Below are 25,268 nucleotides of genomic sequence, written 5' to 3'. Positions count from 1 at the left end.
TGCTTACCGGATGAGGTTACCGGCAAGTCTGGAGCGGGTGAAGGGAATCGAACCCTCGTCATCAGCTTGGAAGGCTGTTGCACTACCATTGTGCTACACCCGCGGATCTTTCGCTTGACCCATTATTTGTTATTGTTTAACGGATATCACATAACCATCACAAAGAACAAATAATTTAAATTAGGCTCTCTGGTGGTGGAGGTTGGATTCGAACCAACGTAGGCGTTAGCCAACAGATTTACAGTCTGCCTCCTTTAGCCACTCGGACACTCCACCCAGAGAATGTGTAATTATGCACATTCCTTTTAGGTTCGTCAAGCACCTTCAACAAAAATCCAAATAAAAGTGGTTTTTTTGTTGAATTTTCTGTTGACTGCTTAATTATTGCTCTATAACCGATGACAAGCCCTGCTTTTCAAGCAGTGAATTCAAGTGATCCCAGCCGTGAAAATCTATCATAAGCTGGCCCTTGTTTTTTGCCCCCACTTTAAGCACCACCTTGGTACCCAGATGATCGGACAGGGCTTCTTCAAGACGAACCAAATCGCGGTCAGGGGCTGGCTTGACAAGGCCCACCGTTTTTTTACTTTGCCCTTCAAGGGTTTGCTTGACCAGTTTTTCGGTTTCTCGCACCGACAAACTTCTTGCCACTACCTGGTTGGCCAACAGAATCTGGGTGGCTGCGTCTACCGCCAGCAAGGCCCGGGCATGCCCCATATCGATATCCCCGGCCAGCAGCATGGTTTGTACAGGCTCTGCCAGGTTCAGTAATCGCAATAAATTACTGGTTAATGAACGGGAACGGCCAATTGCCTGCGCCGCCTGTTCATGGGTAAAGCTAAACTCATCAATAAGACGCTTGACGCCCTGGGCTTCTTCCAGCGGATTCAGGTCTTCACGCTGTATGTTTTCAATCAGGGCCATGATGGCTGCATTTTCATCGGCCACTTCCCGAACCAGGACAGGTACCTCTTTAAGCCCGGCGAGCATCGCCGCCCGATAACGACGCTCACCCGCGATAATTTCAAATTTACCTTCCGGCTCATCTTTTATCGGACGAACCAGGATGGGCTGCATAATTCCCTGTGTTTTTATGGAATCGGCCAGTTCTGTCAGGGCGCCTTCATCCATCCGGGTACGTGGTTGATATTTGCCGGCCTGCAATTTGTCTATTTGAATAACCGAAGGCTGCTGGACAGACTTACCCTGCTCTTCGTTCTTGATTTCTTCAAGAACATTAATATCACTGCCCAGCAGTGCCGCCAAGCCACGCCCCAGACCCTTGGTTTTTTTTACCGCTGTCTTGCTGGCTGTTTTACCTGCTGCCTTAGTGACTGTTTTACTTGCCGTAGGTTTAGTTGCCATTTCTATTTCCGTTTTCCTTATCCATCATTTTTACCCGTTTAATCACTTCTGCGCCAAATTGCATATACGCCTTGGCACCCCGTGAAGACTTATCATAAACGACCCCTGGCAAACCATGGCTTGGTGCTTCTGCCAGCCTAACATTGCGCGGTACAACCGTTTTAAAGACACTGTCACCAAAGTGTGACTGCAACTGCTCTGAAACCTGTTGCTGTAATGTGACCCGCGCATCAAACATGACACGTAACAGCCCTATCATCTTCAGTTCTGGATTAATATTTTTATGTACCCGCTTTATGGTATTGACCAGATCAGATAATCCTTCAAGTGCGAAGTATTCACATTGCATTGGAATAATTACCCCATTTGCACATGATAGCCCGTTCAAGGTAAGCAAAGACAATGTTGGCGGGCAGTCGATCAGGACATAATCATAATCTGCAGCCACTTTTTCTATGGCCAACTTCAACTGGTGCTCGCGATTATCCATTTGTACCAGATCTATCTCGGCGCCCGATAATTCCCGATTTCCTGGCAGCACATCATAATTGCCACTTTCCGAACGAACCCTGGCTTCAGCTATGCCCGCTTCACCAATAAGCACCTGATATATATTTAAACTTAAACTATTTTTATCTATACCACTTCCCATGGTGGCATTACCCTGAGGGTCAAGGTCTATTAACAGGACCCTTTTTTTATGGGATGCCAGGCTGGCGGCAAGATTGATTGCCGTGGTTGTTTTACCTACCCCGCCTTTTTGATTGGCGACACAAAAAATCTTTATTGAATTTACATCTTTCCCCATTACCTACCCTTTACGCTGCAGCCAGATTAAACATCGGTTTGCATCCAGTTCTGGAACCGTCAATATTTCATGTGACGCTTCTTCCCATTCTGTCCTGGATACCAGTTCGTTAACTTCATCTTGAATATAGTGCCCTTTCATTGCAACCAAATATCCGGAAGCATGGACATGCTTGCCTGCCAAGGAAGCAAAATCCGCCAAGGAGGCGAATGCCCTTGAAATGACCAGATCCACCTGTGGTTCGGCTCTTTGCTCTATCCGAATATGTTGCGCAGACAAGTTTGGAAGTGTTAATACTCCAGACATCTGGCGAACAAAAGCGGTTTTTTTCTCTACTGCATCAATACAACATATGTTCCACGTGGAACACATTATAGCCAAAACAACGCCTGGCAAACCACCACCCGAACCTACATCAAGTACATTTACGGTGGGTCTGCCTGCCAATTTTTTTCTTAATGGCATAACGACTGAAAGACTGTCAAAGATATGCTGAACAAGCATCTCTTCCTTTATTTTCAAGGCAGTCAAATTATAAGTTTTATTCCAGCGTTGCATTTGCTCAATATATTGCAATAATGCAGAAGCCTGTTCTTCGCTCATTTCAAGCCCAAGTTGCCTGGCGGCTTCAAACAGGCTTGTTTTTGAATTACTCATTACAATTATTACGCCTTTTTTTGATTAGAGTATTGCATTCGTTTTATATGAATAAGCAATAAAGCAATAGCGGCTGGTGTAACACCGGAAATCCGCCCTGCCTGACCAATTGTTTCAGGCTGGCTTTCCTTTAGTTTCTGCCGAACCTCAAAAGACAAATTACCCACATCTTCATAATTCAAGTCAATGGGAATTTTCTGGTCTTCATGGGTACTTTGACGCCGCACTTCTTCTTGCTGCCTATTGATATAGCCAGCATACTTAACCTGAATTTCAACCTGTTCAATTTCCGATTCGGATAATTCTGTTTCAGAATATAACGTTTCACCGCTGGCAGTTGCTGTACTGACAAGATCCTTGTAATTAACATTAGGTCTTTTAAGCAAATCAACCAGGGTATAGTCACGCTCAAGTGGTTTGCCCAGCAGGGTATGGGCCTGTTCATTGGCAAACGTTTTAGGATATACCCGTGTTTTACCCAGACGTTTTATTTCCGCATTAACGTTATCTCTTTTCCGGCAGAAAGACTCCCACCGATCATCTGGAACTACGCCTAATTTTCTTCCTATTTCAGTTAACCTGAAATCTGCATTATCTTCTCGTAAACTTAAACGATACTCTGCCCTTGAGGTAAACATTCTATAAGGTTCGGTAACACCCTTGGTAATCAAGTCATCGACCAAAACCCCCAGGTACGCTTCATCACGACGAGGCGTCCAGGGCGCTTCACCCTTTACCTGCAATGCGGCATTCAAACCTGCCAGCAAACCTTGTGCACCGGCTTCTTCATATCCAGTGGTTCCGTTAATTTGTCCGGCAAAAAACAAACCATTAATACTTTTTGTTTCAAGACTGCTTTTTAATCCACGTGGATCAAAATAATCATATTCAATGGCATACCCTGGACGAATAATATGAGCGTTTTCCAACCCAGGTAAAGAATGCACCAATTCCAGCTGTACATCATAAGGCAGGCTGGTTGAAATTCCATTTGGATAAATTTCATGTGTTGTCAAGCCTTCAGGTTCTAAAAACACCTGGTGGGAATTCTTGTCAGCAAAACGATGCACCTTGTCTTCAATCGAAGGGCAATAGCGCGGACCAATTCCATCAATCACACCGGTATACATGGGGGACCTGTCTAAACCACCCCGTATAATTTCATGGGTTCTTTCATTGGTATAGGTAATCCAGCAAGGCAACTGCCGGGGATGCATTTGTGCATTCCCCATATATGAAAATACCGGGATAGGATCCAGATCTCCGGGTTGCTCAATCAAGTTGGAAAAATCAATTGTCCGGGCATCAATTCGTGGAGGGGTTCCGGTTTTCAACCTTCCCTGAGGAAGGTTTAATTCTTTTAATCGATAAGCAAGACTGATAGCCGGAGGATCTCCTGCTCGACCGGCAGAATAGCTTTTTAACCCGACATGCACCAAACCATTCAAAAAAGTACCCGCTGTTAAAACCACAGCACGCGATCTGAATTTAAGGCCAATTTGAGTAACGGCACCAACTACCCGGTTACCTTCTACAATCAGGTCATCTACCGCTTGTTGAAACAGCCACAGGTTTTCCTGATTTTCAAGCCGTGTACGAATGGCTTGTCTGTACAAGACCCGATCAGCCTGAACTCTGGTTGCGCGCACAGCCGGACCCTTTGAACTGTTTAGTATCCTGAACTGAATTCCCGCCTCATCGGTTGCCAGCGCCATAGCGCCACCTAAAGCATCAATTTCTTTTACCAAATGCCCTTTCCCAATCCCGCCAATTGAAGGATTGCAAGACATTTGACCTAAGGTTTCAATATTGTGTGTAAGTAGTAGTGTTTTAGCGCCTGTACGGGCAGAAGCTAAAGCAGCTTCTGTTCCCGCATGACCACCACCCACTACTATTACATCAAACTCGTTTGGGTAATCCATTTTGTTTCTAATAAAAAATAGCAATAGTTGATTATAAATCCAGAACAAATGTTCCACGTGGAACATTTGCATAAATTTCAGTTATTTTAATTTTATTTGTCTGAAAATAAAAAATTCTTTGAAAAAGACTGTTTCGTGATTGTTCCACGTGGAACAAAGCAAATGCCTGTGGATAACTTTGTTAATAATGTGGAGAAAAAGTATGTACTTCTATGTATAAAATGTTAATAACATTACCTAGAATAAGGCATAATAAGGATTATAGCCTTGTTGATAAAATTTATATAGCTTGAAATTGTTATACAAAAATTGTGAATAAAATGATTAAATCAAAACTACCTGACGTTGGAACAACCATTTTTACCATCATGAGCCAGCTGGCCAGTGAATATAAAGCCATAAATTTGGGCCAGGGGTTTCCAGACTTCAATCCAGATGAAAAATTGGTTTCATTGGTTAATAAATCAATGATGAACGGACATAACCAGTATCCATACATGCCTGGCGTACAAGATTTACGATTTGCCATTGCAGACAAAATAAATAAGCTTTATTCATACAATTATGATCCAGAAACAGAAATTACCGTTACCAATGGTGCTACCGAAGCCCTGTTGTCTTCGATACTAAGTATTGTTCACACCGGTGACGAAGTCATTGTTATAGAACCCTGCTACGACTCTTATCTTCCATGCATTAAATTGGCCGGTGGTACCCCAGTATTAGTTTCCTTAACACCACCGTCTAAAAACAATCCTGCCTATTCTATCGACTGGAATAAAGTGAAAAATGCCATCACTGATAAAACCCGGTTAATTATTCTGAATTTTCCACATAACCCAACTGGGCTCACGCTGAAATCGTCTGACCTGGATGCTATTGAAGATTTAATTAAAGAAAAGGAAATTTTTTTAATTGGGGATGAGGTTTATGAACATATTGTATTTGGCCATAAACCGTTCTTAAGTTTGTCTACCCGGGAATTTTTAGCCAGCAGATCTTTTGTGATTTCTTCTTTCGGTAAAACCTACCATACCACTGGCTGGAAAGTAGGGTATTGCAGTGCACCAAAGGCCTTGACGGCAGAATTCAGGAAAATTCATCAATTTGTGGTTTTTACGGTTAGTTCACCTATGCAATATGCATTTGCTGAATTTATGAAAGATCCTGCCCCTTATTTAAATTTATCCCGCTTTTATCAGGAAAAACACGATTTTCTTTATAACGGTTTATTAAAAACCCGTTTTAAACCTATCAAGAGTGAAGGCACATTTTTCTTGTTAGCTGACTATAGTGAAGTTTCGGTTGCGAACGAATTGGACTTTGCCAAAGAATTGACAAAAAAACATGGTGTAACCTTGATTCCGGTTTCTGCATTTTATAAAGACTCTTCTGCTTTAGCTTCAAATAATAATTTAGTCCGATTTTGTTTTGCAAAGAAAAATGAGACCTTAGAAAAAGCGTTGGCAGTCTTAAGTACTATTTAGTTATTATTTTTCTTTATATATAACTGATAAAGAATAAGATACTCTGTGGATAAGTACTAAAACCCTGTTTTTTTCATTAAAAACAGGGTTTTATGCTGTTTTTTCGTTGTTGAATTCAATGCTTTTTAGTATTGGACAATGTTGAACAAGTTTTAGGATAAATTTTTGCAAGCAGGTTCTTCACTTTTCATACAAAACTTATTCACATTCAGCCCTCATAGTAGTTATCCACAGGTGGATTTTTGTAAAAACACGATAAAACCCCGTTTTTACCTGGAGAAAATGCAAAAAAACAGGCGTGAATGGTGTTTTGGTTTTTTTAAAATTGCATATAAAGTGTTGAATTTTTGCCGGATCATTGAGTATGTGTCATACAGGCCTGAACGGAAATATGGATATAATTTGCCGGTTCAAGGTTTGGTTAACCCTATTTTCAGGCTAAAAATAAAGATGTTTTGTACGATAAAACCAGGCTCAGAATGTTGAAAATTTCCTGGATTTATTTATGTTAAAGTAACTGGCAGATTGCTTGGGTTTCAGTAAATTAACTACTTTTATGGATAATTGGAATGGCTTACGATACAAATAATATCTTCGCTAAAATTTTACGGGGTGAGGCACCTTCATTTAAAGTGTACGAAGATGACAAAACCTATGTGATGATGGACATCATGCCGCAAACGGTAGGGCATACATTGGTGTTAACCAAAGAGCCGGCCATTAATTTGTTTGATTTGTCAGACGATGCCGCTCAAGCCTGCGTGATAACAGCAAAAAAAATTGCCCCTGCAATTATGAAAGTAACCAATGCTGATGGCATTGTTCTTAGCCAGTTTAATGGCGCTGCGGCAGGGCAAACGGTAGATCATGTTCATTTTCATTTAGTGCCTCGTTATAAAGGAGAAAATGTTCATGAACATGCCCATGTGAAAGGAGATATGGAGGCTATCAAGGCCTTGGCTGGTAAAATTGTTGCGGCCATTGAGGCATTGAATTAATACCTTTACACGCTGTTTTATATTGCTCAAAGACTGAACCCGGTGTTATGCCGGGTTCAGTTAGTCTGGTCTTTGATGCTGGCTTTGGGTTTCAGGTGTTTTTCAAAAAAATGATAGAGCGGGCTGGTTATCAGCAATACAAACACCATACGTGCCACGTGAAACGCAGTCACAACCGGTGCGCCAAGCGCCAGCACTTTTGCCGTAATGGCCATTTCTGCAATACCACCAGGGCTGTTACCCAGTACAAGGGTTGGAAATGGAATATCGGAAACAAGGAATAACAGGTTACTGAACCCAAATGCCAGGATCAGGTTAAGGGCATTGCTAATGGCAACAATGGTTAAATAGCGGGGGGCTTTTTTGAAAAAATCAGGGCCAAATTTGTCACCTAAAGACCAGCCAATAAACAGTTGGCCTAGCTTTGTTATTTCATTGGGCAGATAAGTCAGAAGGGTGTCGTTCCCGGTTAATAAAATGGTCACCAGTAAAGGTCCAAGGACCCATGGATTGGGAAGGGCGAGTTTCTTGAAAACCAATCCGGCGATGCTGGTTAATATAATGAGCTTGAAAAAACCGCTGGTATCAAAAAAATACAGGATTTCCGTTTCAGCGTAATTGCCCGTTATATTCAGGAATTTAAAGGCAAAAGGAATGGAAACCACCACCATGATCATACGCAGGCTGTGTGCAGAAGCAACCAGATCTGTTCTGGCATGGTTTTTTTCAGCCAGGTTGGCCATCTCACTGGCACCGCCAATAGCACTGGCAAACCAGGCTGTTTTGAATTCAACATTACCCCATTTTTTTAAAATAAGAGAACCATTTATGCCCAGTAAAATGGCAAATATCATCCCGGCAAAAATGAAAGGGTAATAACCGCCAATAATATTAAGGACCTCTGGCGTGAAATATAAGCCCAGGGACGTGCCAATAACCCATTGGCCAATATTCCGGAAAACAGAATGTGAAGTGCTTTTGACACCGGTTGTTTTTGTAATTGCCGTTAATAACAGCGAACCAATAAGCCATGGCAGCGGTATGGATAGCCATGCCGCTGCCAAAGCACCAGACAATGCAAGAATGAATCCGGTTAAATATTTTACAAACATATCATATTAATTGGCTGGGACATGAATTTCATTTTTTCTTGAAAATTTCCTGAACAATGGCGGAACCACGCTAACCAGAATGGCGGCAATCCATAAGCCGATGGAAATGGGGCTTTCAAACAGGATAGAAACTTCACCGTTGGTAATGGACAGGGCACGACGCAGGTTTTGTTCCATCATATCGCCCAATACCACGCCTAAGACAAGCGGTGCCATAGGCACATTCATTTTCCGCAGAAAATAGCCAATCACGCCAATTCCAACCACCAGCATCAAGTCGAATGTAGTGGCATTAATCGCATATACCCCAATAAAGCTGATGGATAAAATGCCAGGTACCAGCAACCATGAAGGGATGGATAGCATGGATGCAAATACACGAACCATGGGAATGTTCATTAAAAGCAGCATGACGTTGGCAATGAACAGGGAAGCGATTAGCCCCCATACCAGCTGAGGTTGGGTCTCAAACAGGACTGGTCCTGGCGTGATGTTGTAAAGCGTAAGCGCACCCATCATAACGGCCGTTGTACCAGAACCGGGTACACCCAGTGCCAGCATGGGAATGAATGAACCCGTTGCGGCACTGTTGTTGGCTGATTCGGGAGCAGCAAGGCCACGCAGGTCACCTTTACCAAACTTGGCTTCAGGGTCTTTACTTTCAATTAGTTTTTTCTCATTGGCATAAGCAACGGCAGAGGCAACACTGGCACCGGCTCCCGGTAAAATTCCAATAAAGAAACCTAAGATACCTGAGCGAACCGTACTCCACCAAGTGGATGACATTTCTTTTAAGTTGAATAACTTGCGTTTGCTTTTGGGTACCTCAATTGAAACACCGCTTAGCAGGTTTTCAAGCATTTGCAGCATTTCGGAAACGGCAAAAAGACCAATCACCACCACCACAAAATCAACACCATCGGCCAGATTAGGTAAATCGAAGGTATATCGGTAAACGCCGGAGTTGGCATCGACACCAACGGTGGCAATAGCCAGACCAATCATGGCGGCCAGAATCCCTTTGACCGGTTGTTCGCCCAACAGGCTGGTAAGGGCACAAAAAGCAAATACCATCAAAACAAAATATTCGGCAGGACCAAAAGCAATCGCCCATTTGGCCAGTAGGGGGGCCAGAAGCAATATGCCGAAAATGGCAATGGTGGAACCAATAAATGAAGACCAGGCAGACAGTGATAATGCCACGCTGGCCAAGCCTTGGCGTGCCAGAGGATAACCGTCAAGGGTAGTCATGACGGCAGCCGCTTCACCCGGTACGTTAATAAGAATAGAGGTAATCCGGCCACCATATTCGGCACCTACGTAAACAGCAGCCAGCAGGATTAGGGCTGTTTCAGGGGGCAGCTGCATGGCAAAGGCAATAGGAATTAGCATGGCTACGCCATTAATGGGTCCGAGCCCGGGTAATACGCCAACAATGGTGCCAATAAATGAGCCAAGGGCTGCCACAAGCAGGTTGATGCCTGAAAAGGCAACACCAAACCCGATAGTTAAATGGTCTATTAATCCACTCATAGGAGATCTCCAAGAATACCGGTTGGCAATACGACGTCCAGGCCTTTATCAAAAAGCAAAAAGAAAAGAATGCCCATTACAACACCGCCAATAATGCATTTGATCCATGTGCCATTAAACAGCCTGCCTACAAAAATGCTCATAAGTGCTGTAGATACAATAAAACCGACCCATTGAAAGAGAAATGCATAAGCGGCAACATAGACGACCATGGTCATAATCCGGAAATTGGCACCTTCCGGATTAGGATCAACTGAATTTCCACCTTTGTAAATAAGGCGTACACCGCAAAGGGCAATAATGAGTGCAAGCATAAGCGGAAATGCTTTGGGTCCTACGGGTTCATAGGTAAACGGTGCTTCAAGATCGTAGCCAAACCAGGTAAGAAATGCGGCAAAGAAAAGGGCGGCAATACCTAATACCCTGTCATTGAGTGCCATAAGAGTACCTTTAAAATATACGTTGAAGTTCCCCCACATGGCAGGGGAACTTGCGGTTTTTTATTGAATTATTTTTTGATCAGGCCAAAAGAATCAGCCAGTTCGGTATAAAACTGAACACGCTCCTTGACATAGCTATCCAGCTCTGCCCCGGTTTTGTCAAACGGGAACAAACCTTGCTGTTCTTGCATGCTGGCAAATTCGGGCGTTTTCATGAGTTTATTAAAAGCGTCAACCCACCAGTTGTATTCAGGATCTGACACTTTTGGACCAACGTAGAAACCGCGAATAATTGGCCAATTGATATCAAATCCCTGCTCTGCGGCGGTAGGAATATCCGACATTTTTCCAGGCAAACGTTTATCATTGAAAACGGCCAGAATCTTGATGGGTGCACCACCATCAAGCATGGTACGGGCTTCTGCAGCATCCCCCATATAGGCTTGGATATGTCCGCCGCGCAAGGCGGTTACCGCTTCACCGCCGCCTTCAAAAGCAACAAAACGCATTTTTTTGTAATCAACACCGGCTGCTTTGGCAGTAAGGGCCGCTTTCATCCAGTCCTGGCTACCAACTGAACCACCTGCACCCAGCACAATCTTGGTGGGATCTGCCTTGAATGCTTCCATCAGGGACTTGAGGTCGGTATAGGGAGAGTCGTTACGTACAATGGCGACACCGTAATCACTGCCTACCGCTGCCAGCCATTTAACGTCATTAACATTGTATTTGCCAAATTTACCCTGAGCCAGGTTAAGCAGTGAGCCGCCCGAAAAGGCAACAATGGCATTGCCATCAGCGGGTCGTTGGGCCACGATATTGTTATAGGCCACGGCGCCAATGCCACCTGGCATGTAAATGGTTCGCATGGGGGCTTCAAGAATTTTGGTTTGGGCAAAACCGTTTAAGGCCAGACGACAGGTTAGGTCAAAACCGCCTCCTGGCTGTGCCGGTGCGATACATTCCGGCTTTTTAGGTTGTTCCTGTGCCTGGGCAGTACCCAAGGTAGAAAGGCCAAGCAGGCTAGCGGCCAAGAAAGATAATGTTTTTTTATAAAACTTCATTGCAGTCTCCTTTAAAGGTAAGGACTTAACGATACAAAAATGAAGCTTTCGATTACCTTTCAAAATGATGAAAAATGAACTTATTCAGGGTTATCCATAGGATTTTTATTGAAAATCAGTTGTACAACTAGTCCTTTTTCATTGGTTTTGGAAAAAATTTCTAATTTGGCCAGGTTAATTTCTACAATGGTTTGCACAATTGCCAATCCCAGGCCAGAGCCGTATTTTTCCTTTCCTGATGCTCCCCTGCGAAAGCGTTTGCCAGCCAAGGCAATGTCTTCTGGACTCATGCCAGGTCCATTATCTTCAACCTGTAAAATAATATGCGTTTTTTCTTCCAGGACAGATACCGTAATGCGGGAACCAGAAGGGCAATATTTAATGGCATTGCTGACTATATTGTTTAGGGCTTCTTTGACAAGCCATTCAATACCGTTAATCATGATTGGATGGTTGGGTAATTCCTGACCGTAATCCAGTCTTTTCTTGCGTGCCGTAGGTAATAAATTACTCACCACTTGGGCAGCCAGCTGGCAGATATCAATTGTTTCACGTGGAACATTGGCCGTCAGTTTATCTGCGGCATCACGTACCTTGGCTAATGCCAGTAACTGGTTGGTTAGTTGAATGGTATTGCCCAGTCTTTGTTGTATGGCGGTTAATACCTCTTCCATTTCATTGGTTTTAGCCAGTTTCCTTGCATAGTCCACCTGCATGGATAAAACTGAAAGGGGCGTGCGTAATTGGTGAGAGGCATCATCAAGAAACTGTTGCTGAGTAATGTTTTTGTTGAGGTAACGTTTCAGGTGAAGATTGATGGCCTGTACCAGCGGTTTGATTTCCTTTGGTAATTCTTTTTCATCAATAGGCAGCAAATTATCAAAGGAACGGTTTTTGATTTCTTTGCTAAGTTTTTTTAAGGGGCGAAGTGAAACAATAATCCCCCCTGAGAGCAAAATGATAAAAATGCAAAGCACAATAAAGTCTTTGCGTATCGATTGCCAGATGAGCTGGTTAATAAAATCTTCACGGCTGGCCATGCTTTCGGCAACTTGAATGATGATACGGCTGTCCGGATTATAAAGCAGGCCGTTTTCGGGGCGAATGGCAATGGCGGCAATCCGCATGGGCTGGCCAAGATAATCCTGGTTATAAAAAACGGCTTTGCCGGTTTCCAGTGGCATGTCAGGCGTGGGCAGGTCGGTGTAACCGATTTCTGTCAGCCGGTCTTCGGTTGCTACCCTGAAATAAGCGGTACTACGCGTGGTCAATTCGAAGAACTCAAGCATATAGAAGGGTTGTTCCATAGCCAGCCCGCCATCTTGCGTCTTGATATTCACTTCAATTGAACGGATGGCACCGGCCAGGGAACGGTCAAATGCCTTGTTGACCTGCCCCTTTAATTCCACGTTTGAAACCCAAAGTGAAATTAGCATGGTGATGACCAATGCGGGTATTAATAGCCATAATAATGTTGAAGTCAGGCTTTTAAATTTCATCGTTGGAAATAGGTTCCAGGCAATAGCCAATACCACGCAATGTAGTGATTTGTACTGTGGATTGCTGAAGCTTCTTGCGCAAACGGTGAATGATTACTTCAATGGACTCTATGCCGATCTCATCATCTGCACCATTAGCCAGCAAACGTTCAAGTATAAACTGCTTGTTGACCGGTTCTTCACTTTTCTGTATAAGGATGGCCAGTACTTCACTTTCCCGGGGAGTTACTTGCAGCATTTGCTGGTTGATCAGGAAGTGGTGTTTTCCCACATCGTAGCTCAGATCGCCACAGCTCAAGCGTGGTTTGTCCCTGCCACGGCTTCTGCGTATAAGGGCATTAAGCCTGGCAACCAGTTCTTCAATCCTGAAAGGCTTTGGCAGGAAGTCATCCGCACCGGATTCCAGGGTATCCACACGATCGGCCAGGGAATCCCGTGCAGTTAGAATAAGGATGGGCGTGCGGTCATCTTCGGCCCGCAGCCGGCTTAGGAGGGTATTGCCATCCATGCCGGGAATGCCCAAGTCAAGGATAATGGCATCGAACTCTTCTACATGCAGTCGCTTGTAGGCGACCAAACCGTCATTGGACCATTCAATGGTGAAGCCGGCCTGTTTGTGCAGGCTTCGCATTAACCATTGAGCCAGATCGGGTTCGTCTTCAATTAGTAAAATACGCATTGGGCAAATGGCAGGTTGATGGAAGAATGATTACTTCGGGTATATTATGCCCTAAAAGATTCTTTTGAACCGTACCACTTATAATTCCGGTGTATCTGATTATTCGGCATAAAAAATGACTATTTCAAACAAAGATCCTATTGTTGCCATTGCAACAGCTCCCGGACGGGGTGGTATTGGTGTGGTTCGGGTTTCGGCCCCGGATCTGGTGGCGTTTATCGGCCGCTTTTTTGGCCGGGACCTGACTGCCCGCCATGCGCATTACTTGCCATTTAGTGATGCAAACGGGCAGGCGATTGATGAAGGCATCGCCCTGTTCTTCAAAGGCCCGCATTCCTATACGGGTGAAGATGTGCTGGAATTACAGGGGCATGGTGGCCCGGCGGTTTTAAAGCGCATTATTGACCGTTGCCTTGAGGTGGCCCGGGAAATGCAAATGGGCCTGCGTCATGCCGAACCCGGCGAGTTTACCCAGCGTGCTTTCCTGAATAACCGGCTTGACCTGGCCCAGGCCGAAGCCGTTGCCGACCTGATTGACGCTTCTTCCGAAGCCGCCGCCCGCAGCGCGATGGAGTCGTTAAGCGGTGCATTTTCTGGCCTGGTCAATGCACTGGCAGACCGGGTGATCCACTTGCGCATGCTGGTGGAAGCCACCCTGGATTTCCCTGAAGAAGAAATTGAGTTCCTTGAAAAATACCAGGCCAGGGAAGAACTGCAAAGCATTCAGGATGATTTGCAGCATCTGATCAAGCAGGCTAAACAAGGCATGATTTTGCGTGAAGGCATGCATGTGGTGCTGGCCGGGCAGCCCAATGTAGGTAAATCCAGCCTGTTGAATGCGTTGGCGGGTGATGATGTGGCCATTGTGACCCCCATTGCCGGCACTACGCGCGACAAGGTGATCCAGCAGATTCATATCCAGGGGGTACCGATTCATATCGTGGACACCGCCGGCCTGCGGGAAACCGACGATACCGTGGAAAGCATTGGCATTGCCCGAACCTGGGCCGAGATAGAAAAAGCCAATGTGATTGTTCATTTACAGGATGCCCGTTCACCCAATGATGAGCTGGATGCGGACATCACCCGCCGATTGCCGGCCCGTACCCCGGTCTTGAAAGTATTCAACAAGCTGGACTTGTTAAGTGAAGAAGAAGCGGCGGTATTGAACCGGCAGCTTAGTGAAACCACTGAAGAAGCGGGGCATGAGGCAACGGGTATTCTGGTGTCGGCCAAAAAGGAAACCGGGCTGGATGCGCTGCGCCAGAAGCTGCTGGACATCGCAGGCTGGAACCCCAGTGCCGAATCTCCCTGGCTGGCCCGTGAACGCCACCTGCACGCCTTAAACAGCGCCAGTGAGCATTTGGCAATGGCGGAAGAACATGCCAGCTATGATGATCGCGTGCTGGATTTGTTTGCTGAGGAATTAAGGCTGGCGCATGATGAGTTGTGTAAGATCACCGGGCAGTTCAGCAGCGATGATTTGCTGGGGGAGATTTTTTCTTCGTTTTGTATTGGGAAGTAGGCCTGATGTCGAATAAGAAACAGCCAGCGTCCATCGTTCGCTCCTCAGCGGCAGAATATCTGACCTTTGTTGCGGCTACGGGTGATCAAAAGCAATCCGTTGAAATGCGTTATGAGGATGAAAATATCTGGCTGACCCAGAAGATGATGGCAGCGTTTTACGATGTCACTGTGCCTGCCATCAACCAGCATTTGAAGCGGGTTTTTGATGATGGCGAGTTGTTACCCGAAGCAGTTATTAAGGATTACTTAATAACTGCCCGTGACGGGAAGAACTACCGCACCAAGCATTACAACCTTCAGGCTATTATCACCGTTGGTTTTAAGATTCCTCGTTCCACGCTCCTGCGTGGGAATGCATACCACCAACATCCTGAAGAAACGCCTATACTGCACCCACATACCCCAACTCAGCACTCACCAGCCTCGCTTCCTCTTGCACCTGATGGCTTATTTCCCCATTCACACTGGCATCAAAGCCACCGGTTGCGCCCAAAGCCGTGATCACGGCGCATAACTGCCCGGCATAGTTATAAACAGGTGCCGCCACTGCGCTGATACCCCGTAAATTCGTGTCTTTCACAATGGCACAGTGACGTTTTTGCACTTCATCACGCAGTTGCGTAATAAAACCGTCAAGATCAGAGATTTTTTCGGTATTGGGTGAAATGGCCGCTTTTTCCATTTCCTCTTGCGCCAGCTGTTTAACCTGCCGGTCATTTTGCAGGCCCAGGAACACCCGGCCGGTTGCCGAGGTGAGCAGGGGCAGCACCGAACCCACCCGTACGTTAACGGTGACCGGCAGGCTGGGCTCTTCAAAACGGACGATGACCGGCCCCTTATTGCCCATCACCGCAATAAAACACGTTACTTCAAGATTTTCCCGCAGGCGGATCAGGGCAGGCTCGCCCAGCCGGATCGGGTCAGACTGGCGCATGGCAGACAGGCCAATAAACATGGCTTCCATACTCAGGCGATACTGCTGTGATTCCGGATCCTGGATCACCAGCTCTTCTTCTATCAGGCTGGCCAGATAACGGTGAACCTTGGCCGGATTTTCGTTTACGTGACTGGCCAGGGCGGTCAGGCTGGCGCTGCCCCCCATTCTTGCTAACCCTTTCAGGACGGCAAAGCCGGTTTCCGCAGCCTGGACACGCTGCCTGCGGTCGGGCGTGGTTTGTGGTTTTTCTGCTGTTTTCATGGTGAATAGTGCCTTGTTACTCGTTTACAAGAATATATATCAAATTACAGGCGAAGGTTTTTTTTACAAAAAAAGTGTTGGGATACAGGTTAACCCGAATGTAAAAATTACGCAATGCGTATATCATTTACGCGGGAAGGACATTGAACACTAAGGAGACTCTTCATGACGTTTTTTAAAAAGGCCTGTAGCGCCGGTTTGTTAGCAGTATCTGCACTGGGTATCTCAGTTGCTTATGCCAGTTCAGAAAATTATCCTGAAAAACAGGTGCGTTGGATTGTGCCGTATCCCGCTGGTGGTGGCTCGGATTTTCTGGCCCGCACCATTGCACAGCCTTTATCTGAAAAAATCGGTCAAACCGTATTGGTCGATAACAAACCAGGCGGCAATACCGCCATTGCAGCGGTTGATACCGCCCGTGCCACAGCCGATGGTTATACCGTTTTGTCGGCCGATAACGGCACCATGGTTTTTAACTCGGCGCTTTACAAAAAATTAAGCTATGACCCGATCCAGGATCTGGAACCGGTTACCTTGATGGGTAAATTCCCCATGATTCTGGTGGTTTCACCCCAATCCAATATCAATAGCGTTGATGAGTTCATCAAGAACGTTAAAGACAATGCAGGCAAGCTTAACTACGGTTCGGCCGGTGCCGGCAGCCCGCATCACCTGGCAATGGAACTGCTGAAAGTGGAAGCGGGTATTGATATTGTCCATGTCCCTTACCGTGGTGCAGCGCCTTCCCTGTCAGATGTGGCGGGCGGCCAGGTACAGGCAATGATGGTGGATCTGGCGGCGGGTGCCGGTTTCATTAAAGGTGGCAGGGTCAAGGCACTTGCCGTGGCCAATGGCGTACGTTTGGCCCAGTTGCCTGATGTGCCCACTTTTGCCGAAGCCGGGTATGAAGGGGTTGAGGCAGCGGCGCTGGTAGGAATGGTAACCACGGAAGGCACGCCAAAAGAAATTATTTCAACCTTAAATAAAAAAGTGGTTGATGTGATTAATGAACCGGCCGTCAAACAGAAGATGATTGATTTCGGTATTGAACCGGTTGGCAATACAGCAGAAGAATATAGTGAGCTGCTGGAAAAAGAACGTGAGCGCTGGCACAAACTGATCAGCGATCTGAACATTACGTTGGACTAATACACAAGGCAATATTGATTGGTATAAATTTAAACTTTATACCAATCACCATGACATAAATGATGACAGAGGTAAATGAAATGAATCAAACAGCTAAAACAGGCGTTTCCCGCTGCCCTATTGATCATAGCGCATTCAGTAACAACAAACCGTTATCGGCCAATGGGTGCCCGGTAAGTGCAGGTGCAGCAGCGTTTGATCCGTTTTCTAACGATTATCAGCAAAGCCCGCCCGATTATGTACGTTGGGCCCGTGAAGAAGAACCGGTTTTTTACAGTCCGAAACTGGGCTACTGGATTGTGACCCGCTATGACGATGTCAAGGCGGTTTTCCGGGACAATAAAACCTTCAGCCCTTCCATTGCACTGGAAAAAATCACGCCAAACAGTGATGAAGCCAATGCGGTACTGGCTTCTTATGATTATGGCATGAGCCGTACCCTGGTTAACGAAGACGAGCCAGCACATATGGCCCGTCGCCGCTTGCTGATAGAACCCTTTACACCTGAAGCATTAAAGCAGCATGAACCATTGGTCAGGAAACTGGCACGTCAGTATGTAGACAAGTTCATCAATGATGGCAAGGCTGATCTGGTTAACCAGATGCTGTGGGAGGCCCCTTTGGTTGTGGGTCTGCATTTCCTTGGCGTTCCTGAAGAAGACATGGATTTATTGCGTCAATATTCTATTGCGCATACGGTCAATACCTGGGGCAGGCCAGGGCCGGAAGAACAGATTAAAGTGGCGCATGCCGTTGGTAATTTCTGGCAATTGTCGGGCAAAATTCTTGAGAAAATGCGCCAGAATCCAGAGGGTGGAGGCTGGATGCAGTATGGTATCCGCCTGCAAAAAGATCACCCCGAGGTCATTACCGATTCTTACCTGCACTCCATGATGATGGCCGGTATTGTGGCCGGTCATGAAACCACTGCCCATGGCACGGCCAATGCCATTAAAATCCTGTTGCAGCACCCTGATGCCTGGCGCGAAATTTGTGAAGACCCGGCCCTGATTCCGAATGCGGTAGAAGAGTGCCTGCGCCATAATGGTTCAATTGCAGCCTGGCGCCGTCTTGCGACCTGTGATACCCGGATCGGCGAGGTTGATATCCCGGCCGGTGCAAAATTATTGATGGTCTCTTCTTCTGCCAACCACGATGACCGTAAATTTGAAGAAGCCGGCACCTTTGATATCCGCCGTGAAAATGCCAGCGAGCAGCTCACCTTCGGTTATGGTTCTCACCAGTGCATGGGCAAGAATCTGGCCCGTATGGAACTGCAAATTTTCCTGGAAGAGTTTACCCGTCGTCTGCCACATATGAAGCTGTCAGAGCAAACATTCTCTTATTTGCCCAACACCTCATTCCGTGGCCCTGAACACTTGCTGGTAGAGTGGGATCCGGCACAAAACCCTGAAAGAACCAATCCGGGTATTCTGGATTTGCACGCACCTTTGCGTCTGGGTGAGCCATCGGCCAGTGCCATCAGCCGTCCTGTTGTGGTGGAGCAGGCGATACTTGTCACTGACGATACGCTTAAATTAAGGCTGGTTTCGCCTGATGGCAAGCCTTTGCCACGCTGGACCCCTGGGGCACATATTGATATTGAATGTGGAGATACCGGCATATCACGCCAGTACTCTTTGTGCAGTGACCCGGCAGATACTGGCCATCTGGAAATTGCCATTCTGAAAGACCCGGAAAGCCGGGGAGGTTCTGCCTGGATTCATGACAACATCAAGCAGGGTGACCGTATACAGATTCGCGGGCCACGCAATCATTTCCGCATGGATCCGGACGTGAAGAAAATGATCCTGGTTGCCGGTGGTATTGGTATTACACCAATCAGTGCAATGGCACGCGAAGCCAAATTGCGCGGCATTGATTATGAAATCCATTATAGTGGCCGCTCAAGATCATCCATGGCCTTGCTTGAAGAGCTGTCTGCCTTGCATGGTGACCGTCTGAAGGTATATGCCCGTGATGAAGGCAATCGCAATGACTTTGCCACTTTATTGGCCAAGCCCGATCCGGACACCCAGATTTATGCCTGCGGCCCTACCCGCATGCTGGACGGTTTGCAGCAATGCTGTGAAACCTGGCCTGAAGATGCCCTGCGTATGGAGCACTTCCATTCCGTATTGGGGGCACTGGATCCAAGCAAAGAAAATGCCTTTGAGGTGGAACTGAAAGACTCCGGACTTACCTTGACGGTGGCTGCCGATCAAACTTTATTGCAGGCCTTGCAAGGTGCCAATATTGATGTGCAGAGCGATTGCTGTGAAGGTTTGTGCGGTTCTTGTGAAGTCAATGTTGTGCAGGGTGAGGTTGATCATCGTGACGTGGTGTTGACCCGGTCCGAGAAAGAACTGAACAATAAAATGATGTCTTGCTGTTCACGTTCGGTAGCGGGTAAAAAACTGGTTCTGGCGCTGTAGAAATACGATATCCAGCAAACCCGGTATTTTTTATTAGATACTAAATATGCCTGATTTATGAGATTCATAAGTCAGGCATATTGTTTTAAATTTTAATTGTTTTTAGTTGAACCATGTGGTTCGGATTCAATAAAATGATCCCTGATGGCTTTGGTAAAACCGCTGCGACGATGAAATTTCCGTTCCAGAATTCCAATCCTGCGGAAGATTTTTGTATGTGAAAGATCCACATACAAAAGTTTTTCGTCTTTCTTCCAGTCCAGGTTGGCCAGTTTGGGCACAATAGACACACCATACCCCTGACGCACCAGTTCAATAATCGCTTCAATTGAGTTGATTTCCATTTGGATATCCACATTGACGGCCAGTTTTTTCAAGGTGTTTCTAATGAGGATTCCGGTCCAGGTCATTTGGTCAAAATGAATAAATGGCGCGTGTTTAAGAATATCAATTGAGGGTTCACTGGATGCCGGCCCAAGCGCAAAAAACGGTTTACGCGGAATAATCAGAATCATTGATTCAGCATACAGCGGTGTCCAGATCAGCTCGTTATAGGCGTACTCAGGGGGTTCGGTTGCAATGGCCGCGTCCAGTTGGCCGCTGGTGATTTTATGGGCAAAGTCACCCGATTGCCCTGCAAAAACCTTGACATCAAGATCTGGGTTGTTTTGCCTGATTGCCCACAAGACATCGGAAAATGCGCCCATCAGGCTGGAAACAAGTGCACCAATATGTACCGTACCCGTCAGCTTGCCCTGTTTGCCATCACCGCTTCTTAGAATTTCCTCATATTTAGCCAGCAGCTCTTGCGTTTCTTTTAATAAATTCTCACCGAAATGGTTCAACACCAGCTGATGCCCGTTTTTGTGAAACAGGGGGGTTTTGAGGGATTCTTCCATTGTCTTGATTTGCTGCCCTACAGCAGCAGATGTCAAGCCTATTTTCCGGCCGGCGCCTGTATAGGAACCGCACTCGGCAACAGCGACAAATATCTTGAAGGTTCGTAACGTAATCATGAAAATTAAAATTAAACTTTAAATTACTAAAAAATTATTGAATTTACTTTAATTTATTTTTAAATAATAATCAACACAAACATCACTGCATGCACCGTACATGGCAGTAAATCCAACGAAGTAACTTTTATTTTTCTAGCCCTGATTTTTATGGAAATCAGACACCAAGGAAGAGACAAAAATGGAAATGATATTGCGTTTTTCTGCAGTAGGAGGCCGTAGTTTTAAAAGTCTTGTCAAGGTACTTGTTACCTGTACTGTTGCCACTCCGGTACTGGCAGCGGAGTGGCCCAAGCAGCCGGTTCGCCTGGTTGTGCCGTTTGCTGCCGGTGGCGCTACGGATGTTATTTCCCGCACGCTCGGACAAGAGCTTGGGAAACAATGGAAGCAAACCGTCGTAGTGGAAAATAAAGTGGGGGCTGGTGGTGCAGTAGGTGCATCGCAGGTTGCACGAGCCAAATCGGATGGTTATACCATGCTCATGATTTCGGGCAGCATGTTTACTGTTAACCCTTATTTGTACAAAAAACTGCCTTATAGCGTCAGTGATTTCAGGGCGGTCAGCGCAGTAACAACCGGGCCATTATTAATGGCGGTCAATAAAAACATTCCCGCCAATGACTTGCAGACATTTCTTAACTACACCAGCAAAAATGGTTCATTAACCAATTTTGGTTCGGCCGGGGTAGGCAGTCAGGGCCATATGGCGTCAGAAGCCATTATGAATGCGACAGGTGCCAGCATGACCCATATTCCCTACAGCGGTGAATCGGCCGCCTTGACCGATCTGGTGGCGGGGCAGATCCAGGTGGTGACCGCCAATCTTTCCGCTGTTTTACCGTTTATACGCTCGGGTGATGTCAAGCCGATTGCGGTCACCAGTGACAAGCGTTCAAAAAGTGTATCGCAAGTGGGAACAATGCATGAACAGCTCAATAAGGATTTTGATGTGGTTGGCTGGTTTGGCATTGCCGTGCCAAAAGATACGCCAGATGACGTTGTGAACCAGATTGAAGATGGTATCAAGGTTGCACTTAATTCCGACCGTATGAAGCGAACATTTGATGATCTGGGACTGGAACCTGCAACAACGGGTTCCGCGTACATGAATGGAAGAGTAAAAGAGGAATCTGCTTTCTGGCAGAAAGTTATTACAGAGCAGGAAATAGAACCGAAGTAACGGTTCCGGCTTGATGGGTATATGTATTTGAATGGGTGAGTTATGGAAAAGATGCTGACAGTAAAAATCTGGCGTGGAGAGGAACAGGGGGAATATGTCACTTACCAGGTTGCCTCCAGGGAGAATCAGACGGTGCTTGATGTGGTGACAGAAATTCAGCGACAGGTTGATCCTGAGTTGTCTTACCGCTTTTCTTGTCGGGTGGGAGTGTGTGGCACCTGTGCCATGACGGTTAATGGCAAGCCAAGATGGACCTGCAGAAGCCATGTGAAGAATGTTGAGGAAAACGGTGCAATTGTGCTTGAACCGTTACACAACATGCCGCGCATCAAAGATCTGGTGGTGGATATGACCGAGTTTTTTGATAAGTGGCAAAAAGCGGGCGGTGAATTTATTGGAACCCGGACCCGTCATGAAAAGCCTGCCCTGGTTGACCCGAACAGCAAGGCACGCAAGAAGGCGGATGCCGCCATTGAGTGTATCAACTGTGCGGTTTGTTATGCCTCTTGCGATGTGGTGGAGTGGAATAAGGATTATCTGGGTCCGGCCGCCCTGAACCGGGCCTGGAGTCTGGTCAATGATGAACGTCATGCCGATCAGAAGGGCGTGCTGAAGAAAGCCATGAGTGATGGTGGTTGCAATTCCTGTCATACGCAGGGCAGTTGCATGAAGCACTGCCCGATCGGGTTGAGTCCTACAGGCAGTATTGCGGGCTTGAAAAAGCGTTCCCTGCTTGAGTTCCTGAGCGGAGAATAGCCATGATGGAAATGAGACTGTTTTTGCTTCAGCGTCTGTCTGCCATGGTTATGGTGCCTTTCATTTTTGTGCATATAGGCATGATTATTTATGCGGTTCGTGGCGGCCTGAGTGCCGGGGAAATTCTTGCAAGAACCCAGGGGAACTGGCTATGGATTGCGTTTTATACCCTGTTTGTGATTAGCGCCGCCATCCATGCGCCAATTGGTATCCGCAAGGTACTTAAGGAATGGACGGCAATCAGCACCCGGGCAGTGAACTGGCTTGCCTTGGGGCTGGGTGCCTTGTTTTTGCTGCTTGGCTTGCGGGCAGTGATTGCGGTAGGAGGTTTGTAATGATCAGGATCAAGAATGTCCATAAACACAGGGCCTATTTTGCCTTTTTAGGACACCGGATTTCCGGTTTGCTGCTGGGCATATTCCTTCCTGTGCATTTTTATGTGTTGGGGCTGGCATTGAACAGGGTTGATCAATTCGACCGTTTTTTACAGTTTTCCGAAATGCCCGGCGTCAAGTTTGCCGAGTGGGGTTTGCTGATCTTGTTGGCGACTCATCTGGGGTTCGGTTTGCGATTATTGGTTATTGAATTTGTACCGTGGCCTACACCAAGATCCATTCGTTTGAACTGGATTAGCTGGAGTATGACATTCAGTGTCATTGTTGGTGCCGTTTTTCTTACAGGAGTGTTCGGGTCATGAAAATTGAGAATTCCAAAACAGATATCCTTATCCTTGGGAGTGGTGGCGCAGGCTTGTTTGCCGCCCTGCATGCCAAGCAGGCAAACCCGAATCTGGACGTAACCGTTGCCGTTAAAGGCCTGATAGGCAAAAGCGGCTGTACCCGGATGGTGCAGGGAGGGTATAACGTCGCGCTGGCCGATGGCGATTCGGTTGAACGCCACTTCATGGATACCATTGAAGGTGGCAAATGGTTGCCACGTCAGGACTTGGCCTGGCGCCTGGTAACCGGGGCGGTAGAACGTGTACAGGAACTGGAAAATGAAATTGGCTGTTTCTTTGACCGCAACGCGGATGGCACCCTTCACCAGAAAGCCTTTGCCGGGCAAACTTTTGACCGTACCGTGCATAAGTCAGACCTGACAGGCATTGAAATTATCAACCGATTGATGGAAAAGGTAAGAGGGCTGGATGTTAACCGTCTTGAAGAACATCGCGCCATTGAACTGATTCCCGCCCTGGATGGGTCGGGCATTGCCGGTGTACTGTTTATTGACATGCGTAGTGGCAATTATCATTTTGTGCAGGCCAAAGCCGTGTTGCTTAGCACGGGTGCAGGCCCAACCATGTATCAGTATCATACGCCATCCGGTGAAAAAACCTGTGATGGCCTGGCCATGGCCCTGCGTTATGGCTTGAAATTGCGTGATATGGAAATGGTGCAGTTTCACCCGACCGGCCTGCTGGGCGGGCCTGATACACGCATGACAGGTACGGTGCTTGAAGAAGGCCTGCGGGGTGCGGGCGGTTATTTAATCAATGGCAATGGCGAGCGTTTCATGAGCAATTATCATGAACGGGGGGAACGCGCCACACGAGATGTAGTCAGTCGGGGTATTTACGCTGAAATGCGTGCCGGGCGTACCAGCCCCATGGGCGGTGTTTACATACAAATGTCCCATCTGGGGGGTGATCATGTACGCAAAACATTCCCTGGCATGGTGCAGCGTTGTGCCGATTGTGGTTTCGATTTGGCGGGCGGACGGGTGGAGGTGGTGCCAACCGCCCACTACCTGATGGGTGGTGTTGAGTTTGAGGTGGATTGTTCAACGGCATCGCCTGGTTTGTTTGCCGCCGGAGAGGATTGTGGTGGCGTGCATGGTGCGAACCGCTTGGGTGGCAATGGTGTTGCCAACTCCACTGTATTTGGCGGTATTGCGGGTGACTCCATGGCTGAATATGTCAGCAAGGGCGGTACCTGGAAAGATGCCGACCAGTCAGTGATAGAGGCAGGAATTGCCCGTGCGGAATTCCCCTTCTCCAGAAAGGCGCAAAGCACACTGCCATTGCGTGAGGCACTGTCAAAAACCATGTGGAACGATGTAGGCATTTTGCGTCATAAAGAAGGCATTGAAAAAGGAATTGAAAGCCTTGCCGGGCATTTGAATACCCTGCATGACATTGGGGTGGCCGATGGCCAGCGCAGATTCAACCTGAGCTGGCATGACTGGCTCAACCTGGACAGCCTGACCACAATTTCACAAGTGATTGCCACTTCAGCATTGGCCCGCTGTGACAGTCGTGGCGCACATTTCAGGGAAGATTATCCCGAGACAGGCGATTTGCATACATCAGCCTATACACGTGTGAGTACATGTGATGGAAAAATTGATTTGGAAATGGTACCCGTGAAATTCGATATTGTCTCTCCGGGCAATTCATTGATTCGCGAAGAGGAAGAAAACTGTGCATGAGTTCACACAAAGT

22 protein-coding genes and 2 tRNA genes are annotated in these 25,268 nt (G+C 46.7%); 10 read left to right on the top strand and 14 right to left on the bottom strand.

What is annotated here, in order from left to right; all coding sequences use genetic code 11:
• Nucleotides 1-29 precede the first annotated feature (29 nt).
• The 6 genes from JHL22_RS02745 to mnmG all read right to left on the bottom strand — a co-directional run bounded on the left by JHL22_RS02745 (nucleotide 30) and on the right by mnmG (nucleotide 4,752).
• Nucleotides 30-103 (bottom strand) — tRNA-Gly (locus JHL22_RS02745).
• A gap of 87 nt (nucleotides 104-190) precedes the next feature.
• Nucleotides 191-276, bottom strand: a tRNA-Tyr gene (locus tag JHL22_RS02740).
• A 105-nt stretch (nucleotides 277-381) separates the two neighbouring features.
• On the bottom strand, nucleotides 382-1,365 hold the full coding sequence (locus JHL22_RS02735; RefSeq protein WP_200233533.1) for a ParB/RepB/Spo0J family partition protein: 984 nt from the start codon (nucleotides 1,363-1,365) through the stop codon (nucleotides 382-384).
• Nucleotides 1,355-2,173, bottom strand: coding sequence for a ParA family protein (locus tag JHL22_RS02730; protein ID WP_200233532.1), 819 nt, complete (start codon nucleotides 2,171-2,173; stop codon nucleotides 1,355-1,357). The genes JHL22_RS02735 and JHL22_RS02730 overlap by 11 nt, the downstream gene beginning before the upstream one ends.
• A gap of 3 nt (nucleotides 2,174-2,176) precedes the next feature.
• Nucleotides 2,177-2,830, bottom strand: coding sequence for a 16S rRNA (guanine(527)-N(7))-methyltransferase RsmG (rsmG, locus tag JHL22_RS02725; RefSeq protein ID WP_200233530.1), 654 nt, complete (start codon nucleotides 2,828-2,830; stop codon nucleotides 2,177-2,179).
• Nucleotides 2,831-2,838: 8 nt separating this feature from the next.
• On the bottom strand, nucleotides 2,839-4,752 hold the full coding sequence (gene mnmG / locus JHL22_RS02720; RefSeq protein ID WP_200233528.1) for a tRNA uridine-5-carboxymethylaminomethyl(34) synthesis enzyme MnmG: 1,914 nt from the start codon (nucleotides 4,750-4,752) through the stop codon (nucleotides 2,839-2,841).
• A gap of 320 nt (nucleotides 4,753-5,072) precedes the next feature.
• Here mnmG and JHL22_RS02715 point away from each other — a divergent pair, with 320 nt between their 5' ends.
• Nucleotides 5,073-6,239 carry a methionine aminotransferase gene (locus JHL22_RS02715; protein WP_200233527.1) on the top strand — a complete coding sequence of 389 codons (1,167 nt, stop codon included), beginning with the start codon at nucleotides 5,073-5,075 and terminating at the stop codon, nucleotides 6,237-6,239.
• A 569-nt stretch (nucleotides 6,240-6,808) separates the two neighbouring features.
• The gene (locus tag JHL22_RS02710) at nucleotides 6,809-7,237 is read left to right on the top strand and encodes an HIT family protein (RefSeq protein ID WP_200233523.1); all 429 of its coding nucleotides are present in this window, start codon (nucleotides 6,809-6,811) and stop codon (nucleotides 7,235-7,237) included.
• A gap of 56 nt (nucleotides 7,238-7,293) precedes the next feature.
• On the opposite strand, the gene JHL22_RS02705 is transcribed toward JHL22_RS02710, so the two are convergent.
• The 6 genes from JHL22_RS02705 to JHL22_RS02680 form a co-directional block, all read right to left on the bottom strand.
• Nucleotides 7,294-8,349: an AbrB family transcriptional regulator gene (locus tag JHL22_RS02705; protein ID WP_200233521.1), complete on the bottom strand. Its 1,056-nt coding sequence runs from the start codon at nucleotides 8,347-8,349 to the stop codon at nucleotides 7,294-7,296.
• 6 nt (nucleotides 8,350-8,355) lie between these two features.
• Complete coding sequence (locus tag JHL22_RS02700; RefSeq protein WP_200233520.1) at nucleotides 8,356-9,882, bottom strand: tripartite tricarboxylate transporter permease; 1,527 nt, start codon at nucleotides 9,880-9,882, stop codon at nucleotides 8,356-8,358.
• The gene (locus JHL22_RS02695; protein WP_200233518.1) at nucleotides 9,879-10,322 is read right to left on the bottom strand and encodes a tripartite tricarboxylate transporter TctB family protein; all 444 of its coding nucleotides are present in this window, start codon (nucleotides 10,320-10,322) and stop codon (nucleotides 9,879-9,881) included. Before JHL22_RS02695 ends, JHL22_RS02700 begins: the two co-directional genes overlap by 4 nt.
• A gap of 68 nt (nucleotides 10,323-10,390) precedes the next feature.
• Complete coding sequence (locus tag JHL22_RS02690; protein ID WP_200233517.1) at nucleotides 10,391-11,386, bottom strand: Bug family tripartite tricarboxylate transporter substrate binding protein; 996 nt, start codon at nucleotides 11,384-11,386, stop codon at nucleotides 10,391-10,393.
• An 80-nt stretch (nucleotides 11,387-11,466) separates the two neighbouring features.
• Nucleotides 11,467-12,822 (bottom strand): sensor histidine kinase, encoded by a 1,356-nt coding sequence (locus JHL22_RS02685; RefSeq protein ID WP_234041069.1) that lies wholly within the window; start codon nucleotides 12,820-12,822, stop codon nucleotides 11,467-11,469.
• Between the two features lie 52 nt (nucleotides 12,823-12,874).
• Nucleotides 12,875-13,564, bottom strand: coding sequence for a response regulator (locus JHL22_RS02680; RefSeq protein ID WP_200233515.1), 690 nt, complete (start codon nucleotides 13,562-13,564; stop codon nucleotides 12,875-12,877).
• Between the two features lie 121 nt (nucleotides 13,565-13,685).
• On the opposite strand from JHL22_RS02680, the gene mnmE reads away from it, so the two are divergent.
• The gene (gene mnmE, locus JHL22_RS02675; RefSeq protein WP_200233699.1) at nucleotides 13,686-15,089 is read left to right on the top strand and encodes a tRNA uridine-5-carboxymethylaminomethyl(34) synthesis GTPase MnmE; all 1,404 of its coding nucleotides are present in this window, start codon (nucleotides 13,686-13,688) and stop codon (nucleotides 15,087-15,089) included.
• Between the two features lie 384 nt (nucleotides 15,090-15,473).
• On the opposite strand, the gene JHL22_RS02670 is transcribed toward mnmE, so the two are convergent.
• Complete coding sequence (locus JHL22_RS02670) at nucleotides 15,474-16,289, bottom strand: IclR family transcriptional regulator (RefSeq protein ID WP_200233514.1); 816 nt, start codon at nucleotides 16,287-16,289, stop codon at nucleotides 15,474-15,476.
• Nucleotides 16,290-16,454: 165 nt separating this feature from the next.
• Here JHL22_RS02670 and JHL22_RS02665 point away from each other — a divergent pair, with 165 nt between their 5' ends.
• The gene (locus JHL22_RS02665; RefSeq protein WP_200233512.1) at nucleotides 16,455-17,438 is read left to right on the top strand and encodes a Bug family tripartite tricarboxylate transporter substrate binding protein; all 984 of its coding nucleotides are present in this window, start codon (nucleotides 16,455-16,457) and stop codon (nucleotides 17,436-17,438) included.
• A gap of 80 nt (nucleotides 17,439-17,518) precedes the next feature.
• The gene (locus tag JHL22_RS02660; RefSeq protein ID WP_200233510.1) at nucleotides 17,519-19,873 is read left to right on the top strand and encodes a cytochrome P450/oxidoreductase; all 2,355 of its coding nucleotides are present in this window, start codon (nucleotides 17,519-17,521) and stop codon (nucleotides 19,871-19,873) included.
• Between the two features lie 92 nt (nucleotides 19,874-19,965).
• On the opposite strand, the gene JHL22_RS02655 is transcribed toward JHL22_RS02660, so the two are convergent.
• Complete coding sequence (locus tag JHL22_RS02655; RefSeq protein ID WP_200233509.1) at nucleotides 19,966-20,889, bottom strand: LysR family transcriptional regulator; 924 nt, start codon at nucleotides 20,887-20,889, stop codon at nucleotides 19,966-19,968.
• A gap of 181 nt (nucleotides 20,890-21,070) precedes the next feature.
• Here JHL22_RS02655 and JHL22_RS02650 point away from each other — a divergent pair, with 181 nt between their 5' ends.
• The 5 genes from JHL22_RS02650 to JHL22_RS02630 are packed head-to-tail and all read left to right on the top strand — an operon-like array spanning nucleotide 21,071 to nucleotide 25,255.
• On the top strand, nucleotides 21,071-22,069 hold the full coding sequence (locus JHL22_RS02650) for a Bug family tripartite tricarboxylate transporter substrate binding protein (RefSeq protein ID WP_234041067.1): 999 nt from the start codon (nucleotides 21,071-21,073) through the stop codon (nucleotides 22,067-22,069).
• 42 nt (nucleotides 22,070-22,111) lie between these two features.
• The gene (locus JHL22_RS02645; protein ID WP_200233507.1) at nucleotides 22,112-22,825 is read left to right on the top strand and encodes a succinate dehydrogenase/fumarate reductase iron-sulfur subunit; all 714 of its coding nucleotides are present in this window, start codon (nucleotides 22,112-22,114) and stop codon (nucleotides 22,823-22,825) included.
• 2 nt (nucleotides 22,826-22,827) lie between these two features.
• Nucleotides 22,828-23,160 (top strand): succinate dehydrogenase, encoded by a 333-nt coding sequence (locus JHL22_RS02640; RefSeq protein WP_407926754.1) that lies wholly within the window; start codon nucleotides 22,828-22,830, stop codon nucleotides 23,158-23,160.
• Nucleotides 23,160-23,522 (top strand): succinate dehydrogenase, cytochrome b556 subunit, encoded by a 363-nt coding sequence (locus JHL22_RS02635; RefSeq protein ID WP_234041066.1) that lies wholly within the window; start codon nucleotides 23,160-23,162, stop codon nucleotides 23,520-23,522. The genes JHL22_RS02640 and JHL22_RS02635 overlap by 1 nt, the downstream gene beginning before the upstream one ends.
• Nucleotides 23,519-25,255 carry an L-aspartate oxidase gene (locus JHL22_RS02630; protein WP_200233505.1) on the top strand — a complete coding sequence of 579 codons (1,737 nt, stop codon included), beginning with the start codon at nucleotides 23,519-23,521 and terminating at the stop codon, nucleotides 25,253-25,255. The genes JHL22_RS02635 and JHL22_RS02630 overlap by 4 nt, the downstream gene beginning before the upstream one ends.
• Nucleotides 25,256-25,268 lie beyond the last annotated feature (13 nt).

Origin of the sequence: Advenella mandrilli, from assembly GCF_016595155.1 — a bacterium.
GTDB lineage: Bacteria > Pseudomonadota > Gammaproteobacteria > Burkholderiales > Burkholderiaceae_B > Advenella > Advenella mandrilli.
This window is presented reverse-complemented; position numbering and strand designations above follow the sequence as displayed.

Bases quoted from the DNA above. Each gene is read 5' to 3' on its own strand.
- JHL22_RS02735 (WP_200233533.1), bottom strand. From the start codon at position 1,365: ATGGCAACTAAACCTACGGCAAGTAAAACAGTCACTAAGGCAGCAGGT.
- JHL22_RS02730 (WP_200233532.1), bottom strand. From the start codon at position 2,173: ATGGGGAAAGATGTAAATTCAATAAAGATTTTTTGTGTCGCCAATCAA.
- rsmG (WP_200233530.1), bottom strand. From the start codon at position 2,830: ATGAGTAATTCAAAAACAAGCCTGTTTGAAGCCGCCAGGCAACTTGGG.
- mnmG (WP_200233528.1), bottom strand. From the start codon at position 4,752: ATGGATTACCCAAACGAGTTTGATGTAATAGTAGTGGGTGGTGGTCAT.
- JHL22_RS02715 (WP_200233527.1), top strand. From the start codon at position 5,073: ATGATTAAATCAAAACTACCTGACGTTGGAACAACCATTTTTACCATC.
- JHL22_RS02710 (WP_200233523.1), top strand. From the start codon at position 6,809: ATGGCTTACGATACAAATAATATCTTCGCTAAAATTTTACGGGGTGAG.
- JHL22_RS02705 (WP_200233521.1), bottom strand. From the start codon at position 8,349: ATGTTTGTAAAATATTTAACCGGATTCATTCTTGCATTGTCTGGTGCT.
- JHL22_RS02700 (WP_200233520.1), bottom strand. From the start codon at position 9,882: ATGAGTGGATTAATAGACCATTTAACTATCGGGTTTGGTGTTGCCTTT.
- JHL22_RS02695 (WP_200233518.1), bottom strand. From the start codon at position 10,322: ATGGCACTCAATGACAGGGTATTAGGTATTGCCGCCCTTTTCTTTGCC.
- JHL22_RS02690 (WP_200233517.1), bottom strand. From the start codon at position 11,386: ATGAAGTTTTATAAAAAAACATTATCTTTCTTGGCCGCTAGCCTGCTT.
- JHL22_RS02685 (WP_234041069.1), bottom strand. From the start codon at position 12,822: ATGCTAATTTCACTTTGGGTTTCAAACGTGGAATTAAAGGGGCAGGTC.
- JHL22_RS02680 (WP_200233515.1), bottom strand. From the start codon at position 13,564: ATGCGTATTTTACTAATTGAAGACGAACCCGATCTGGCTCAATGGTTA.
- JHL22_RS02670 (WP_200233514.1), bottom strand. From the start codon at position 16,289: ATGAAAACAGCAGAAAAACCACAAACCACGCCCGACCGCAGGCAGCGT.
- JHL22_RS02665 (WP_200233512.1), top strand. From the start codon at position 16,455: ATGACGTTTTTTAAAAAGGCCTGTAGCGCCGGTTTGTTAGCAGTATCT.
- JHL22_RS02660 (WP_200233510.1), top strand. From the start codon at position 17,519: ATGAATCAAACAGCTAAAACAGGCGTTTCCCGCTGCCCTATTGATCAT.
- JHL22_RS02655 (WP_200233509.1), bottom strand. From the start codon at position 20,889: ATGATTACGTTACGAACCTTCAAGATATTTGTCGCTGTTGCCGAGTGC.
- JHL22_RS02650 (WP_234041067.1), top strand. From the start codon at position 21,071: ATGGAAATGATATTGCGTTTTTCTGCAGTAGGAGGCCGTAGTTTTAAA.
- JHL22_RS02645 (WP_200233507.1), top strand. From the start codon at position 22,112: ATGGAAAAGATGCTGACAGTAAAAATCTGGCGTGGAGAGGAACAGGGG.
- JHL22_RS02640 (WP_407926754.1), top strand. From the start codon at position 22,828: ATGATGGAAATGAGACTGTTTTTGCTTCAGCGTCTGTCTGCCATGGTT.
- JHL22_RS02635 (WP_234041066.1), top strand. From the start codon at position 23,160: ATGATCAGGATCAAGAATGTCCATAAACACAGGGCCTATTTTGCCTTT.
- JHL22_RS02630 (WP_200233505.1), top strand. From the start codon at position 23,519: ATGAAAATTGAGAATTCCAAAACAGATATCCTTATCCTTGGGAGTGGT.